This is a genomic window from Verticiella alkaliphila (genome assembly GCF_018904615.1).
Classification (GTDB): domain Bacteria; phylum Pseudomonadota; class Gammaproteobacteria; order Burkholderiales; family Burkholderiaceae_B; genus Verticiella; species Verticiella alkaliphila.
Genome location: NZ_JADCNH010000016.1, coordinates 72,881 through 88,189 on the forward strand (window position 1 = coordinate 72,881; position 15,309 = coordinate 88,189).

The 15,309-nt window shown below is 67.4% G+C and carries 13 protein-coding genes and 1 pseudogene; 6 read left to right on the top strand and 8 right to left on the bottom strand.

Going from position 1 to position 15,309, the window contains the following annotated elements; translation table 11 throughout:
• Positions 1-22 precede the first annotated feature (22 nt).
• Entirely contained in the window at positions 23-1,123 is a 1,101-nt protein-coding gene (locus IMZ29_RS12245) for a TRAP transporter substrate-binding protein (protein ID WP_216184138.1), read from the bottom strand.
• Between the two features lie 471 nt (positions 1,124-1,594).
• Between IMZ29_RS12245 and leuA the strand changes: the two genes are divergently transcribed.
• Positions 1,595-3,298: a 2-isopropylmalate synthase gene (gene leuA, locus IMZ29_RS12250; protein WP_216184189.1), complete on the top strand. Its 1,704-nt coding sequence runs from the start codon at positions 1,595-1,597 to the stop codon at positions 3,296-3,298.
• 282 nt (positions 3,299-3,580) lie between these two features.
• The gene (locus tag IMZ29_RS12255) at positions 3,581-4,885 is read left to right on the top strand and encodes a lipopolysaccharide biosynthesis protein (protein WP_216184141.1); all 1,305 of its coding nucleotides are present in this window, start codon (positions 3,581-3,583) and stop codon (positions 4,883-4,885) included.
• 56 nt (positions 4,886-4,941) lie between these two features.
• On the opposite strand, the gene IMZ29_RS12260 is transcribed toward IMZ29_RS12255, so the two are convergent.
• Complete coding sequence (locus tag IMZ29_RS12260; protein ID WP_216184144.1) at positions 4,942-5,262, bottom strand: hypothetical protein; 321 nt, start codon at positions 5,260-5,262, stop codon at positions 4,942-4,944.
• 95 nt (positions 5,263-5,357) lie between these two features.
• On the opposite strand from IMZ29_RS12260, the gene minC reads away from it, so the two are divergent.
• The 3 genes from minC to minE all read left to right on the top strand — a co-directional run bounded on the left by minC (position 5,358) and on the right by minE (position 7,351).
• The gene (gene minC / locus IMZ29_RS12265; protein ID WP_216184147.1) at positions 5,358-6,170 is read left to right on the top strand and encodes a septum site-determining protein MinC; all 813 of its coding nucleotides are present in this window, start codon (positions 5,358-5,360) and stop codon (positions 6,168-6,170) included.
• Between the two features lie 68 nt (positions 6,171-6,238).
• On the top strand, positions 6,239-7,054 hold the full coding sequence (minD, locus tag IMZ29_RS12270; RefSeq protein WP_216184151.1) for a septum site-determining protein MinD: 816 nt from the start codon (positions 6,239-6,241) through the stop codon (positions 7,052-7,054).
• Between the two features lie 3 nt (positions 7,055-7,057).
• Positions 7,058-7,351, top strand: a complete 294-nt coding sequence (minE, locus tag IMZ29_RS12275) for a cell division topological specificity factor MinE (protein ID WP_216184155.1) — start codon at positions 7,058-7,060, stop codon at positions 7,349-7,351.
• A gap of 72 nt (positions 7,352-7,423) precedes the next feature.
• Here minE and IMZ29_RS12280 read toward each other — a convergent pair whose 3' ends face one another.
• A complete protein-coding gene (locus tag IMZ29_RS12280; protein WP_216184158.1) occupies positions 7,424-8,371 on the bottom strand; it encodes a CysB family HTH-type transcriptional regulator in 948 nt (315 codons plus the stop codon).
• Between the two features lie 130 nt (positions 8,372-8,501).
• A complete protein-coding gene (gene lptF, locus IMZ29_RS12285; RefSeq protein WP_216184161.1) occupies positions 8,502-9,608 on the bottom strand; it encodes an LPS export ABC transporter permease LptF in 1,107 nt (368 codons plus the stop codon).
• Positions 9,609-9,715: 107 nt separating this feature from the next.
• Between lptF and IMZ29_RS12290 the strand changes: the two are divergent.
• Positions 9,716-11,262, top strand: a pseudogene (locus tag IMZ29_RS12290) (leucyl aminopeptidase).
• Between the two features lie 133 nt (positions 11,263-11,395).
• On the opposite strand, the gene IMZ29_RS12295 reads toward IMZ29_RS12290, so the two are convergent.
• From IMZ29_RS12295 to IMZ29_RS12310, 4 genes are all read right to left on the bottom strand, one after another.
• Positions 11,396-13,189 carry a monovalent cation:proton antiporter-2 (CPA2) family protein gene (locus IMZ29_RS12295; protein WP_216184164.1) on the bottom strand — a complete coding sequence of 598 codons (1,794 nt, stop codon included), beginning with the start codon at positions 13,187-13,189 and terminating at the stop codon, positions 11,396-11,398.
• A 239-nt stretch (positions 13,190-13,428) separates the two neighbouring features.
• Entirely contained in the window at positions 13,429-13,881 is a 453-nt protein-coding gene (locus IMZ29_RS12300) for an ExbD/TolR family protein (RefSeq protein ID WP_216184167.1), read from the bottom strand.
• 20 nt (positions 13,882-13,901) lie between these two features.
• Positions 13,902-14,783 carry a MotA/TolQ/ExbB proton channel family protein gene (locus IMZ29_RS12305; RefSeq protein ID WP_216184169.1) on the bottom strand — a complete coding sequence of 294 codons (882 nt, stop codon included), beginning with the start codon at positions 14,781-14,783 and terminating at the stop codon, positions 13,902-13,904.
• Positions 14,784-14,788: 5 nt separating this feature from the next.
• On the bottom strand, positions 14,789-15,309 hold a 521-nt coding region (locus tag IMZ29_RS12310; protein WP_216184172.1), incomplete at its 5' end, for an energy transducer TonB.

Below are 15,309 nucleotides of genomic sequence, written 5' to 3' on the forward strand. Positions count from 1 at the left end.
GGGGCGCACCCGGTTGTCAGACTCAGCGCTGGGTGCGGCCCAGAGCGGTCGACAGGTACTGGTCGTAGGAGCCTTCGGCCACGCGGAACCACGGCACCGACGAGTCGCGGAAGGACATGTAGTTGTCGTACATGGCCTTGAAGTTCGCGTCGCGATCGCTGAATTCCTTGTACACCGTCGTCGCGGCTTCCCAGGAAGCGTCCATGACCTCACGCGGGAAGGCGCGCAGCTGGGCACCGTTGGCGATCAGGCGGCGCAGGGCCGGGGCGTTGCCGGCGTCGTAGCGCGAGAGGGTCTCGACCAGCGCCTGGCGCGTGGCAGCCTCGACCACGGCCTGGTAGCTCTTGGGCAGGTTGTTCCACGCCTTGTCGTTGATGTACATCGAGATCTGCGGACCACCTTCCCACCAGCCCGGGTAGTAGTAGTACTGCGCGACCTTGTTGAAGCCGAGCTTCTCGTCATCGAACGGGCCCACGAATTCGACGGCGTCCAGCGTGCCCTTCTCGAGCGCGGGATAGACGTCGCCACCGGCCAGCTGCTGAGGCACCACACCCATGCGCGAGAGCACTTCGCCGGCAAAGCCCGCGGTGCGCATCTTCAGGCCCTTCATGTCATTGACGGACTTGATCTCGTTGCGGAACCAGCCGCCCATCTGCACCCCGGTGTTGCCCATCGGGAAGTTGACGATGTTGTACTTCTTGAACATCTCGCGCGTGAGCTTCATGCCGTCGCCGTGGAACATCCAGGCGTTCATCTGGCGCGCGTTCAGGCCAAAGGGCACGGCCGCGTCGAAGCACAGGATGGGATCCTTGCCGTAGTAGTAATAGCTCACCGTCTGGCCGCATTCGACCGTGCCGTTCTGCACGGCATCCAGCACTTGCAGGGCGGGGACGATTTCGCCGCCCGGGAAGGGGCGGATATTGAACTTGCCACCGGTGGCTTCGCTGATGTGGCGGCACATGTTTTCGGCGGTGCCGTACAGCGCTTCCAGGCTGCGCGGGAAGCTCGTGGGCAGGCGCCAGTTCAGGGTGGGGGCATCCTGCGCGAACACCGGCGCGGCGAGCGCAGCGGTGCCAGCAGCGGCGCCAACGCCAGCCTGCTTCAGAAAGGAACGACGTTGCATATCAGGTGTCTCCGGACAATCCGACATAGTTGGGAATAGCTTGCGACGAGATGATACCCGCATCGGGCGTGCAACCCGCATGCTCAGAAACCCTGGGCAAGCTGCGAGGGCTTGCCAAAGACCTGGCGTTGTGCGTAAATGACGGGCATTGCCGTGCGGCATCCGTCGCCAGGCACCGCTTTCACCAGACACCACAAGCCCTTCATGTCCTTGGCCCACATCGCCCAGCCCAACACCGCGCTCACAGCGCGTGGCGAGGCTCGCGTGCGCGGCGCGACGGCTGTCGGTGTCGGCGCATTCGCGCTCTCCTCCCTCCGTCTGCTAGGCCTACCGATCGGCTGCTGAGCCTCGTGCTCGTGGCAGTTCGGCAGCCGTCCCCTATTCCGCCACCTCGTTCGTGGGCGCCCTTTGCAGGCGCCACGGTCGTCGCGCCGCATTCCCTGATTCGCATTGTCCCTATCTGACGGAGGCATCATGCTCCAGAATCCCAGCACCAAGTACATCCCGTTCGTTCCGTTCGCCAAGGATTACGCCGAACGCACCTGGCCCTCGCGCCGCATCACCCAGCCGCCGATCTGGATGAGCACGGATTTGCGCGATGGCAACCAGTCGCTGATCGAGCCGATGAGCGTGGAGCGCAAGCTGCGGTTCTTCGAGCAACTCGTGAAGATCGGCTTCAAGGAGATCGAGGTGGGCTTTCCCTCGGCCTCCCAGACGGACTACGACTTCATCCGCAAGCTGATCGATGAAGACCGCATTCCCGAGGACGTCACGATCGAAGTGCTCACGCAGTCGCGTGACGACCTCATCGAGCGCAGCATCCAGTCCGCCGTGGGCGCGCGGCGCGTCATCATCCACCTCTACAACGCGGTTGCCCCCGCGTTTCGGCGCATCGTCTTCGGCATGGCCAAGGACGACATCAAGCAGATCGCCGTGGCAGGTGCCACCACGATCAAGCGGCTCACCGAGCAGCAGCCCGGCACCGAGTGGGTGTACCAGTACTCGCCGGAAGTCTTCAGCACGACCGAGCCGGAATTCGCCAAGGACGTGGCCGAGGCCGTGGCTGCCGTGTGGCAGCCCACGCCCGAGCGCAAGATGATCCTGAATTTGCCCGCCACCATCGAGGCCACGCAACCCAACCTGTACGCCGACCAGATCGAATGGATGCATCGAAACATCGCCAATCGCGATTCGATCATCATCAGCGTGCACCCGCACAATGACCGCGGCACCGCGGTGGCCGCCGCCGAGTTCGCCGTGATGGCGGGCGCCGATCGCGTCGAAGGCTGCCTCTTCGGCAGTGGCGAGCGCACCGGCAACGTGGATCTCGTCACGCTCGCGCTCAACCTCTATACGCAAGGCATCAACCCTGGCCTGGATTTCTCGGACATCGACGAAGTGCGCCGCTGCGTGGAGTACTGCAACCAGTTGCCCGTGCATCCGCGCCACCCCTACGCCGGTGACCTCGTCTTCACGGCCTTCTCCGGCTCGCACCAGGACGCCATCAAGAAGGGCTTCGCGCAGCAGAAATCCGATGGCGTGTGGGAAGTGCCCTACCTCCCGATCGACCCGGCCGATCTCGGCCGCACCTACGACGCCGTGATCCGCGTGAACAGCCAGTCCGGCAAGGGCGGCGTGGCCTACTTGCTCCTTTCCGAACACGGCCTGGATCTCCCGCGCCGCCTGCAGATCGAATTCAGCCGCACCGTGCAGCGCGTCACCGACGAGACGGGCCGCGAAGTCACGGGCGAGGACGTCTACGGCCTCTTCCGCGGCGAGTACCTGGATCGTCACGCCCCGTGGCGCCTCATCCGCCACCAGATCGCCGGCGACGCCGATACCTCGCAAGGCCACCAGTTCCGGGTGGAAGCCGAGATCGAAGTCGACGGCGAACGCCGCACGGTCAAGGGCAGCGGCGACGGCGCCTTGTCGGCCTTCGTCGACGCGCTCGGCGTGCCCGTGCGCATCATGGATTACCACGAGCATGCCATCGGCACCGGCACGGATACGCAGGCCGCGAGCTACATCGAGCTGCGCCTGGGCGACTCGGCCACGGGCTTTGGCGTTGGTGTGCACCGCGACATCGTGACCGCCTCGTTCCACGCCGTGCTCGGCGCGGTCAATCGTCACTTGGCCACGGGGGTCAGCGTTGACGCACAAGCTGAGGCGGCTTGACGAAGATGTGACAGCGCCGCCCTCGCGGTAGGATTCCGTCACGTCTTCGTGCTAGCATCGACCACGCCTCAAGCCCGCCATGTGCGGCGCGGGGCGTGGTTGCGACGGATTTGGTCACGCAGCCTCTGCCGTTACTGCCTGCCGTTGACGTGAACTCGCTGTCGATTCCCCCTCCCACTCTCCTGCCGTGCGGCGCTGTCCCGCGCGGGGCCGTGTCACGTGTCGATGTGACCGGCGAGCGCGCCCATGCCGCATCGTCCTGACATCGGTCAAGGCGTGCGCATGCCTGACGCACGTCGCAGCGTGACCGGGAGCGCGGGAGCCCCGCGCTCGCTCTGGCGACAGTCGCTCGTCTCGGTCGTCGATCAGAGTTGGCTCAGCATGCTCAACCTGATCATCGGCCTCCTGCTGATCCGGTTGACGACACCAGAAGATTACGGCGTCTACACCCTGCTCTTCGCCGGCGGCGTGTTCGCCGTCATCGTGGCAGAAGCACTGCTCATCAATCCGCTGACCACGCTCGCGGCAGCGAAGGCCCCCGCTCAGCGCGATGCCATGATTGCCCGTGTCAATCGGCTGCATAGGCGGCTGAGCGGTGCACTGGCAGCGTTGCTGGGCGGCGTCAGTGCCATCGTGTTGTGGCAGGCCGAGGCCGAACACGCCGCATCACTGGCTGTGCTGTTTGCAGCCTACATCTACCTGAGTGCCCGTCGCGAGTTCCAGCGCAGCGAAGGGTTTCTTCAACACGACCCTGGCCGCGTTCTGCGTACCGACATCGAGTACGGCCTTGCGCTGGCGCTGGCGGTTGCGGTCATTGCCGCATGGGACGGCGTCACCCTGATGGGCGTCATGCTGGCGTTGGTCCTGGCCAACCTTTGGGTATTGTGGCGGGGCCGACACACTGCGCGTAACGCGCCCGCGCCTGGCATCGAATCGGGGGAACTCGGCATGTTATGGGCACGCGGCCGCTTGGCGCTGCCCGGCGCCGTGGCGACCTGGCTCGGCAGTCACAGCTACGTGTACGTCGTCGCGGCCTGGCTCGGCGCCGTGGCGACCGCTGAACTCAATGCCGCCAGGCTGCTGCTCATGCCGACGGCGCTGATCGTGGTGGCGTGGTCGCGCGTCGCCCGCCCGCGCGTCAGTCGGCTGATGGCCGATGCCGACCGTCAGGCACTGATGCGCGTCCTCCTGGCCTCACTGTTCGTCCTGCTGTTGCTGATTCTCCTCTACGTCACCGCCATCTGGGGCGCATTGCCCTGGCTCCTGAGTCACCTGCTGGGTACGGACTACGCGAGCGTGAGTACGCTCCTCGGGCTGTGGGTGCTCTACTTTGCGCTGTCGGCGGTGCGCTGGATCGGTTCGGTGTTCCTGCTCTGCGCAGACGATTACCGGAGCATGCTCACGTCCTCGCTCGCAAGCCTGGGCGCGCTGGCGGTGGCCCTTCCCCTCGGTTTGCATTTCCTGGGCACAGCAGGCGCCGTGCTTGCGCTGGTGGCCGTCGAAGGCGTCCAGGCGCTTCTCGTCTGGGGCGTAGGCGTACGCGCCGCCTTGCGACGGCTCTTCACGCCCGCGCCGCTGACGGCCTGAGTCTGCAGCCGTCTGGCTCGCAGAGACAGGCCCGCCACACCAAGCCCGAGGCTGGCTCAATACCCGACAGTCAGCCCGGCCACGTCGACGATCACGCGCGCCCGGCCGACGGCCGCGGCCGTATGCCGGGCATAGGCTTCGGCGAGATCGGGATCTTCGCTCAGGCCCTGGTAGCCTGCGGCCATGGCAATCGCCAGGATGCGATCGAGCAGCAATACCTTGCCGCTCGCGCGCACGGGTTCGGCGCCGAGCGCCTCGTAGGTCTGCTCCAGCCATTGATGGGCGAGCACCGCAGCCTGCGGGTCGCCATCGTCGAGCCGGGCAGCCAGGTTGAGGACGCGGCTGTTGCCGAAATTCACGGTCACCTCGGCTTTCATGCGAGACTCCATATGCGAGAGGGGGACAACGCGGGCACGCCCGGTCTTGTCGCAGGGTTGCACTAAAATGCATTATTTCACGCAGCGTCCGGTGCATGCATTCCTCTTCTACGCCCCTTCTGGATTTCAAGAGTGCCACCCTGTATGCCATCCGGCTGGTGCTGCACTCGTCCGACACGCCGGCTGTCCTGGCCGCCCTCGGGCAGCGGCTGGATGACGCGGATGGTTTCTTCGACGGCGAGCCGGTCGTCATCGATGCCAGCGGTCTTGCCGAGGCGCCCGACTGGGTCGCCCTCGCGCGCACCCTGACGGATCGTGGCCTGCCCGTGGTAGGCGTGACGGCGCCTGACGCGCTGCAGGCCGGCGTGACCGCCGCGCGGCTGGCCGTGGTACACCTGCCCGCCACACGCGAGGCCGCGGCCGAACTCCCGCGCGCCAGCATCCATCGGGATCCGCCCGCGGCCGCGCCCGTCGCAGCGCCGGCGCCTCCGATCGCCGTCGATGTCGTGCCCGAAGCCGGCGTCGCGCAGAACAGCCCCGTGGAGCCCTCGCGCACCACCGCGCAGGAAGCCCGTGCCACCCTCATCGTCGATCGCCCCCTGCGCACGGGCCAGAAGGTCTACGCCCGCGGCGCGGATCTCGTCGTGGTGGGCACCGTCAATGCCGGCGCGGAAGTCATCGCCGACGGCAACATCCACGTCTATGGAGCCCTGCGCGGCAAGGCCATGGCCGGCGCCCGTGGCGACGAAGCCGCGCGCATCTTCACCACCCGCCTGGACGCCGAACTCGTGGCGGTGGCGGGCGTCTACCGCGTCGTCGACACCAAACTGCCCGCCACCGTGCTGGATCGCCCGGCTGCGGTACGATTGCAGGCTGGCGCGCTCACCATCGAGCCGCTCGCCGTGTGACACCGCGGGGTGTGCGCGCCCCGCTTCCAGTACCTCTCAAGCTACCTCACCAGAAGGATTCCCACGCCATGACACGTATCGTTGTCGTCACTTCCGGCAAGGGCGGCGTCGGCAAGACGACCACCAGCGCCAGCTTCAGTGCCGGCCTGGCCATGCGCGGCCACAAGACCGCGGTGATCGACTTCGATGTCGGCCTGCGCAACCTCGATCTCATCATGGGTTGCGAGCGCCGGGTGGTGTACGACTTCGTCAATGTGATCCAGGGCGAAGCCACGCTGAACCAGACGCTCATCCGCGACAAGCAGCTCGAGAATCTGTACATCCTGCCCGCCTCCCAGACACGCGACAAGGATGCCCTCACCCGTGACGGCGTCGAGCGCGTGCTCAACGAGTTGAAGGAGATGGGCTTCGAGTACATCGTGTGCGATTCGCCGGCCGGGATCGAGGCGGGTGCCCTGCACGCGGCCTACTTCGCCGACGACGCCCTGGTGGTCACCAACCCGGAAGTCTCGTCCGTGCGCGATTCGGACCGCATCCTGGGCATCCTGTCGTCCAAGTCCAAGCGCGCCGTCGAAGGCCAGGAGCCGGTCAAGGAATTCCTGCTGCTCACCCGCTACAACGCCAAGCGCGTGGCTGCGGGCGAGATGCTCTCGCTGCAGGACGTGGAAGAGATCCTGCGCATCAAGCTGATCGGCGTGATCCCGGAATCGGAGGACGTGCTGCACGCATCCAACCAAGGCCTGCCCGCCATCCACCTGAAGGAAAGCGACGTCGCGACGGCCTACCAGGACGTGGTGGCACGTTATCTCGGCGAAGAGCGCGCCCTGCGCTTCGTGGATTACGAAAAGCCGGGCTTCCTGAAGCGACTGTTCGGAGGCAAGTAACCCATGTCCCTGCTCTCATTCTTTCTGGGCCAGAAGAAGGCCGCCACGGCCCACGTCGCCCGGGAACGCCTGCAGATCATCCTGGCCCACGAACGCAGCGGGCGCGGGCCCTCCGCGGATTACCTGCCTCAGCTGCAGCGCGAGCTCGTGGCGGTGATCAGCAAGTACGTCAACATCAACGCCGACGATATCAAGGTCAACCTGGAGCGCCAGGATTCCTTCGAGGTCCTCGAGGTGAAGATCGAGATGCCGTCACCGGCGCAGGCAGGCGCCGCAGGCGGCCCGGCCGCGCCCTGACGGTAGGGAGCCGCGCCCGGCCTCACGCCGACGCGGCTCCATGTGACGCGGCGCCAGGCCGCGTGCGACCGCTCAGCCGGCGATGCCGGCTTCGATCGTTTCCCGGATCGCGGCCTTCTCCAGCGTGGGCGCAATGAGCTCCAGGAAGGTGAAGATGTAGTCGCGCAGGAACACGCCCGACTTCACCGCCACTCGCGTGGTGTGCGTGCCGAAGAGCCGTCCCACGGGAATGCCCACCAGCCCGCGGTCGCGCCGCGGATCGTAGGCCACGCCGGCAATGATCCCCACCCCCATGCCCATTTCCACGTACGTCTTGATGACGTCTGCATCGATGGCTTCGAGCACGATGTCCGGGTGGATGTTGTTCTCGCTGAAGACCTGGTCGATCGCGGTACGGCCGCTGAACGCGCGCTCGTAGGTGATGACCGGGTACTGCGCGAGCTCGGCGAGCGAGAGCTTCTTGACCGCGCTGGAGGTGAGCTGCGCGAGCGGGTGATCCTGCGGCACGATGAGGACGTGCTCCCAGCTGTAGCACGGCAGGCTGATGAGGCCGGGCGTGAGGGCCAGCGACTCGGTGGCCACGGCCAGATCCGCCTGCTCGTGCAACACCATCTCGGCAAGCTGCGCCGGGCTGCCCTGCACGAGCGAGAGGTGCACTTTCGGAAAGCGCCGACGGAACTCGGGGATCACGCGCGGCAAGGCATAGCGGGCCTGGGTGTGCGTGCAGGCGATGGTGAGTCCACCTTCATCGCGGCGGGCGAACTCATCGCTCACCTTCTTCAGGTTGTCGACTTCACCCATGATGCGGTCGACCACCTGGGCCACCATCTGACCAGGCCGGGTCAGCCCCTTCAGACGCTTGCCGTGGCGCTCGAAGATGCGCACGCCAAGCTCGTCCTCGAGCTCGATGATGGCTTTGGAAACGCCCGGCTGCGACGTGTGCAGGACCCGGGCGGCCTCGGTGAGGTTGAAGTCGCGGCGTACCGTCTCGCGCACGAACTTGAATTGTTGCAGGTTCATGCCAGCGATTCTAAGGTATAAGGAACACGCTTATATATAACCGATAGTCATATACATAGCGAGCCTTGGAGACCTTGGGCGACGCTGAGGACTTGGCACCGTGCACGCAGCGCGGCACCGCTGGACCGGCTCAAGCCTCTTTAGGGGCCTTGATGCGCAGGCGCCTGCGCAACAGCCAGAAGGCGATGCACGCCACGGCCACGTGCAGCGGAATGAAACCCACGGTGAAGGACAGCGTGCCGGCCGCCACCCAGGATCGCAGCAGGTTGAGCAGATTCAGATACAGCATGGCGAGCAGGCCCGCCATCAGGAGATCGCCCGAGCGGCCCAACCGGGGATTGACCGCTCCCAACGGCAGGGCGAGCAGGGCGAGATTGAGCACCACCAGCGGCAACGACAGGCGCCAGAGCATCTCGCCCGCGGCGCGATCGTCGCCATCCTGGAGCAGGAGCGACGTGGGCCGCGCCTTGATGATGTTCTCGGCTTCGTTGCGCGCGGCCGCCGCGGCATCGGTGTCGTCGCGCCGCTCCAGCCGCACGCCATAGCGTTCGAAGTGCACGAGCTGGCTCTCGCGCTGGCCGGGGGTGATGTCGTAGCGCTGGCCCTGGTCCAGCACGAGGAAGCGATCGCCATTCTCCATCACCTGGATGCCCGCGCCACTGGAGGTGACGACGCTCACGCGGCCGCTGTCGGCATCGACTTCGCGCACGAAGACCGAGCCAAGCTCCTGCCCCGGCTGCTCGGGCGACTCGGCCACGAAGACGCGCTCGCCCCCGCCCGTCTCGCCGAACTGGCCGACGACGACGCGGGAAATGTCGGAACGTTGCTCGAAGCGCACCCGGTATTCGCCGATCTGGCGATACGACCACGGCGCGATCACCAGCGTGAGCAGGCTCACCACCACGGCCGCCGGGATCACGAAGCGCAGCACCGGGCGCACCCAGCTCGCCAGGCTCAGACCGCTTGCGAACCACACCACCATCTCGGATTCGCGATACGCGCGGCCCACCGCCGTCAGCACGGCAATGAAGACCGCCACGGTGATGACCGTGGGCAGCGCGGTGATGGTGGAGAACGCGGCCAGGCCGAGAACGACGTCGGCGCCGATGCTGCCAGCGGCGGCATCGCCCAGCAGACGGACCAGCAACACGCTGATCCAGACGACCACCAACGTGGAGAAGACGACCGCGGCATGGCTGGAGAGCTCGCCGACGACGGAGCGTTGAAACAGTGACATAATCGGGAAGGCTGGCCGGGACGGCCATGCAGGCGGACCGGCAGCGGGAAGGCCCCCACTCGCGGCGGTCGAGCCCCACTCACCAACAGGCTAGCGCAGGGATCTTCATGGAATTTAGCACACAGAATCTGGCCCCCGAGAAACTCAAAACCGCCGTACTCGCGGTCGGCGTGCACAGCGGTGGCGTGCTCACGCCCGCGGCGCAGGCCATCGACACCGCCAGCCAAGGGGCGGTGCAGGCGGTGCTGGGTGCCGAGTTCAAGGCGACGCGCGGCAGCACGTTGGTCCTGCGCAACCTGCCCGGCGTGGCCGCCAAGCGCGTGCTGCTCGTGGGGCTGGGCAAGGCCGAGGACCTCACCGCACGGCATTACGCCAACGTGCTGTCTGCTGCGGCCAGCGCCCTGGCGCGTTTCGGCAACCAGGAAGCCGCTACCGCCCTGACGGAAGTCGCCGTGGCCGGCACCAGCCTGCGCCAGCGGGCGCGTCAGGTCGCCATGGCCACGGCAGCGGCCAACTATCGGTATGAAGCCACGATCAAGCGCGAGGAGCCGGCCGCTGCGCTCACGCGCCTCACCGTGCTCACCACGCGCGCGGACGCGGCCGAGGTCAAGCGCGGGCTTGCCGAAGGCGGTGCCGTGGGCAACGGCATGACGGTGGCGCGCGACCTGGGCAACCTGCCCGGCAACGTCTGCACCCCGACGTATCTGGCCGAGACGGCCCGCAAGTCCGGCGCACGCCTGGGCTTCAAGGTCGAGGTACTCGAGCGCAAGCAGATCGAAGCCCTCAAGATGGGTGCCTTCCTGTCCGTGGCCCGCGGTTCGGACGAGCCGCCACGCTTCATCATCATGCAGTACGACGGCGCCAAGGCGCCCCCGCCAAGCCCGCCGGCAAGCGCGGCAAGGCCGCCGCCGCGGGCACCTCGGGTGCCGCGCCGATCGTGCTGATCGGCAAGGGCGTCACGTTCGACACGGGCGGCATCTCGATCAAGCCCGCCGCCACCATGGACGAGATGAAGTTCGACATGTGCGGGGCGGCGAGCGTCATCGGCACGATGTGCGCCATCGCCGAACTCGGTCTGCCGATCAACGTGGTCGGCCTGGTGCCCGCCACCGAGAACATGCCCAATGGCCGCGCCAACAAGCCGGGCGACGTCGTGCGCAGCATGTCCGGCCAGACGATCGAAGTGCTCAACACGGATGCCGAAGGCCGACTGCTGCTGTGCGACGCCCTCACCTACGCCGAGCGCTTCGAGCCGGCCGCGGTGATCGACGTGGCCACCCTCACCGGCGCCTGCGTCGTGGCGCTGGGTCACGTCAACACGGGCCTCTTCAGCCCGGACGACGCCCTGGCCGATGCGCTGCTCGCGGCCTCGCGCGAAGCCGTCGATCCCACCTGGCGCATGCCGGTCGAGGACGACTACCAGCCGCAGCTTTCCTCGCCTTTCGCGGACATCGCCAACATCGGTGGTCCGCCCGCCGGCTCGGTGACGGCGGCATGCTTTCTCTCGCGCTTTGCGAAGAAGTACCGCTGGGCGCACCTGGACATCGCCGGCACGGCCTGGAAGGGTGGCAAGGAGAAGGGCGCCACGGGCCGTCCCGTGCCGCTGCTGGTGCAGTATCTGCTGTCGCAGGCCGAAGGCGCTGGCAAGGCCTGATGCAGCCTGATGGCTCATAGATAACGGCCGCGCATGCGGCCGTGATCTATTGTGGCGCAGTCGAACGCACGCGCAGAGCGGTCGTGATCCGCACCCGCAGCCGGCGCGCGGATGCCCTGCCCCGCTCAGCCGGTCAGCTTCGCGTCCGGGGCATCCACGGGCTTGCGCCGGCGCGGCGGGTCGATCCGCTCGATGTTGCCCAGCACCAGGCGCGCCCTGCAAAGGTGCCGCCCGCGGTCTCCATCGCGAAGCGCTCGGCGTCCCGCGTGCGCACCTCGTCGATCAGATCGTCGGCCTCCTGATCCGTGGCCCCGAGCGCCAGCACGGCACGCCGGCCCATCACCAGCGCGGATTCGAAGGTCTCGCGCACGACATGATCGGCGTCGAGCTGCACGAGCTCGAGCGCATGCTCCCGATCGAATGCCCGCACGATCACCTGGGTCTGCGGACAGGCTCGCCGCACGTTCTCCACGATGCGCGTGGCCGCGGCGGCATCGTTCACGCAGATCAGGATGGCGCGGGCATGTTGCGCGCCAGCGGCATGCAGCACGTCCAGCCGTGCGCCGTCACCGTAGTACACCTTGAAGCCATAGGGCGCGGCGTTCTGGATCACGTCCGGGTCGTTGTCGATGATCGACAGCGTGGCGCCGCGTGCCAGCGGCCCCTGACTCGCGATCTGCCCCACCCGCCCGAAGCCGATGATGAGCACGTTGCCGCGCAGATCCTGGGGAGCCTCGACGCCATCGAGCGACGCGCGCGCGGGCGGGGTCGAGCGCTTGTGCACGGCGACCACGAGCGGCGTGATGGCCATGGACAACACGATGATGGCCGTCATGTTGGCGTTGGTCTCGGGGCTGATGACCCGCAGCTTGAGCGCCTCGGCAAAGAGCACGAAGGCGAACTCGCCGCCCTGCGCCATGAGCACCGCGCGGTCCACCGCATCCGCATGGCCGCTGCCCGCGACGCGCGCCACGGCATAGATGCAGGCCGCCTTGGCCAGCATGAGCGCCAGCACGCCCAGGCCGATCAGTTGCCAGTTGCGCGCCACCACGTCCAGGTCCAGCGCCATCCCGACGCCCAGGAAGAAGAGCCCCAGCAGCAGACCGCGGAAGGGTTCGATGTCGGCCTCCAGCTGGTGCCGGAAGGACGACTCCGAGAGCAGCACGCCCGCCACGAATGCGCCCATCGCCATCGACAGGCCGCCCAGTTCCATTAGCAGGGCCGCACCCAGCACGACGAGCAGCGCGGCGGCCGTCATCACCTCGCGCGCCTTGGCCTTGGCGAGCACGCGGAACATCGGGTTGAGCAGCCAGAGACCGGCCGCCACGAGCACCGCGAGGCAGATGAGGCCGGTGCCAGCACGCTGCCACAGCGGATCGGCACTGACCGGGGCAGCCTCGGCCGGCGCGAGAAACGCCACCACGGCCAGGAGCGGCACGATCAGCAGGTCTTCGAAGAGCAGGATGGAGACAATGCGCTGCCCGCGCGGGGCCAGGATGTCGCCGCGCTCGGACAACACCTGCATGACGATGGCCGTCGAGGTGAGCACGAAGCCCGCCCCGAGGATGAAGGCGACCTGCCAGGACAGACCGAAGAGCCGGCCGATGCCTGTGAGCAGCACGGCCGAGAGCACCACCTGCATGCTGCCCAGCCCGAAGATCTGCCCGCGCAGGCTCCAGAGATGAGAGGGCTTCATCTCGAGCCCGATGACGAAGAGGAACATCACCACGCCCAGCTCGGCCACGTGGATGATGGTCTGGGCGTCGGAGAGCAGCCCCAGGCCGAACGGCCCGATGGCCAGGCCGGCTGCGAGATACCCGAGCACCGAGCCCAGGCCGATCCGCTTGAAAAGCGGAACGGCCACGACCGCTGCGCCCAGCAGCGTCACCATGCCGATCAATTGGCCTGCATTGCCTTCGGCTGCCATGGCACGTCCTTTGAGGGAGACTTCGTCGAGGCGGGTTATACCAGCCGCCGCATGCGATGAACAGCGCACGCGGTAGGCGGCCATTCGCCGCGCATGGCAGGCAGTGCCAGACAGGCGGACATGCTGATGTGCCGGCGCTCGCCGGGTCGCGCCGCGCGCTTACCGGCGCTCGGCGGCTGCCGTCGCACGCGGCAGCCGCGGATGCGCAGCGGAAGGGGTACCCCGCGCGAGCGCCAGGTTCAGGGCGTGGCGGGCGTCTCGCCGGCCGGCTTCGCCGCCCCGGGCGTCGTCACGAATCCCAGGCCCTTCACACCGGCGCGCGTGGCCTCGCCCATCACTTCGGCGAGCATCTCGTAGCGCGTGTTGCGGTCGGCCCGCAACCGCAGATCGGGCTGCGGCTGGCGCTGCGCGGTCTCGCGCAAACGGGCCGCGAGCGCATCACGAGCGAGCGGCTGCTCGTTCCAGAAGATCGCGCCATCGGCATCGATCGCGAGATCGATCACCTCCGGGTCTTCCTTGACCTGCTGGCTCGTGACCTGAGGCAGGTCGATCACGATCGAATGCGACAACAGGGGCGCGGTGATCATGAAGATCACCAGCAGCACGAGCATCACGTCGATCAGCGGCACCATGTTGATCTCGGATTGGGGCTGGCTGCTACCGCCGCCGCCGTTCAAGCCGCCGAATGCCATGGGGATCTCCTTGTCGTGGGCTAGCGGATGGCCCGCACGCGGTTTTCAGAGACCTTGCTGCCGGTGGTGAGAAAGGCGAACAAGTCGTAGGCGAAGGCGTCGAGCTGCGCGAGCATCACGCGGTTGCGGCGCACGAAGGCGTTGAAGGCCAGCACGGCCGGGATGGCCACGGCCAGACCCAGGCCCGTCATGATGAGCGCTTCGCCCACCGGGCCGGCGATGCGGTCGATCGTGGCACCGCCGCCCAGGCCGATGCCCACCAGCGCGTGATACACGCCCCACACCGTGCCGAAGAGACCGACGAACGGTGCCGTCGAGCCCACCGAGGCCAGCACGGTAAGACCGCTTTCGACCTTGGCGGTCTCCTCGTCGATCACCTTGCGCATGGTGCGCATCACGAAGTCGCTCTCGCTGCCCGCCTCTTCCAGCTTGGCCGCGCCGAACTTGGCGTGATGGTTGCGCGCGTGGATGGCGTGGCTCGCCAGATGCGAGAACGGATCGCGGGCGCCGTGGGTGGCGATCTCGTTCTGCACGGCCTCGAGCGAGGACGATTGCCAGAACTTGTCCAGAAAGGCACGCGAGCGACGCTTGACGGCGGCATTCGAGATCGACTTCACGACGATCAGATACCAGCTCGCGAGCGACATCACGATCAGGATCACGAAGAGCGACTTGCCCACCACATCGCTTTGCGCGATGAAGTGCATGAAACCCATCGCTTCCTGCTCGCCGGTGGGCACCTGCACCATCGGCTGCGCAGCCTGGTTGGTGGCCGCGGCGTTGGCCGCCACGTCGGGCAGGCCGCCGGGCGCCGCGCCCGTGGGTGGCGTGAGGTTCTGCGGGCCGCCCGGCGCAGCACCGCCTTGCACGAGGCCGGATTGGGCTTGGGTAGGTTCGGACATTGCGGTTATCTCAATTGGAAATCGAAAGGAAGATCAGCCGCGGCCGGATAGGCCACGCCGTTCTCCGTGTACGGGCGGAACCGCGCTCGGCGCGCCGCCTTCAGGGCTTCCTCGTCCAGGCGGTCAAAGCCGGACGACTGCTGCACCACGGCACGCGCGACGTTGCCGCTCGTGTCGATCGTGACACGCACGACCACGCGGCCCTCTTCCCGCATGCGCTGCGAAGCGCGCGGGTAATCCGGCGAGGGTCGGCGACCGACGTAATCCACCGAGCCGATCAGACGCGGCTTGTCCATCGACGGCGCCTGCGGCAGATCCGGTGCCGTCGAACGCTGCTGCGCGGCATCCGGCGTGCCTGCCGGGGGTGTCGCGGCCGGCGGCGCAGGCTGCGGGATCACCGGCGTGGGCACGGGCGGACGCGGATCCGGACGCGGCTGCGGGCGCGGCTCAGGACGCGGCTGCGGCTTGGGTTCCGGCTTGGGCTGCGGCTTGGGCTTGGGCGGCTCGGGCTTGGGCTTGGGCGGCG

Coding starts and splice junctions, on each gene's coding strand:
- lptF (WP_216184161.1), bottom strand. CDS start 9,608: ATGTCACTGTTTCAACGCTCCGTCGTCGGCGAGCTCTCCAGCCATGCC.
- IMZ29_RS12245 (WP_216184138.1), bottom strand. CDS start 1,123: ATGCAACGTCGTTCCTTTCTGAAGCAGGCTGGCGTTGGCGCCGCTGCT.
- IMZ29_RS12295 (WP_216184164.1), bottom strand. CDS start 13,189: ATGGCAGCCGAAGGCAATGCAGGCCAATTGATCGGCATGGTGACGCTG.
- minC (WP_216184147.1), top strand. CDS start 5,358: ATGCATTCCTCTTCTACGCCCCTTCTGGATTTCAAGAGTGCCACCCTG.
- minE (WP_216184155.1), top strand. CDS start 7,058: ATGTCCCTGCTCTCATTCTTTCTGGGCCAGAAGAAGGCCGCCACGGCC.
- IMZ29_RS12255 (WP_216184141.1), top strand. CDS start 3,581: ATGCCTGACGCACGTCGCAGCGTGACCGGGAGCGCGGGAGCCCCGCGC.
- IMZ29_RS12280 (WP_216184158.1), bottom strand. CDS start 8,371: ATGAACCTGCAACAATTCAAGTTCGTGCGCGAGACGGTACGCCGCGAC.
- minD (WP_216184151.1), top strand. CDS start 6,239: ATGACACGTATCGTTGTCGTCACTTCCGGCAAGGGCGGCGTCGGCAAG.
- IMZ29_RS12260 (WP_216184144.1), bottom strand. CDS start 5,262: ATGAAAGCCGAGGTGACCGTGAATTTCGGCAACAGCCGCGTCCTCAAC.
- IMZ29_RS12305 (WP_216184169.1), bottom strand. CDS start 14,783: ATGTCCGAACCTACCCAAGCCCAATCCGGCCTCGTGCAAGGCGGTGCT.
- IMZ29_RS12300 (WP_216184167.1), bottom strand. CDS start 13,881: ATGGCATTCGGCGGCTTGAACGGCGGCGGCGGTAGCAGCCAGCCCCAA.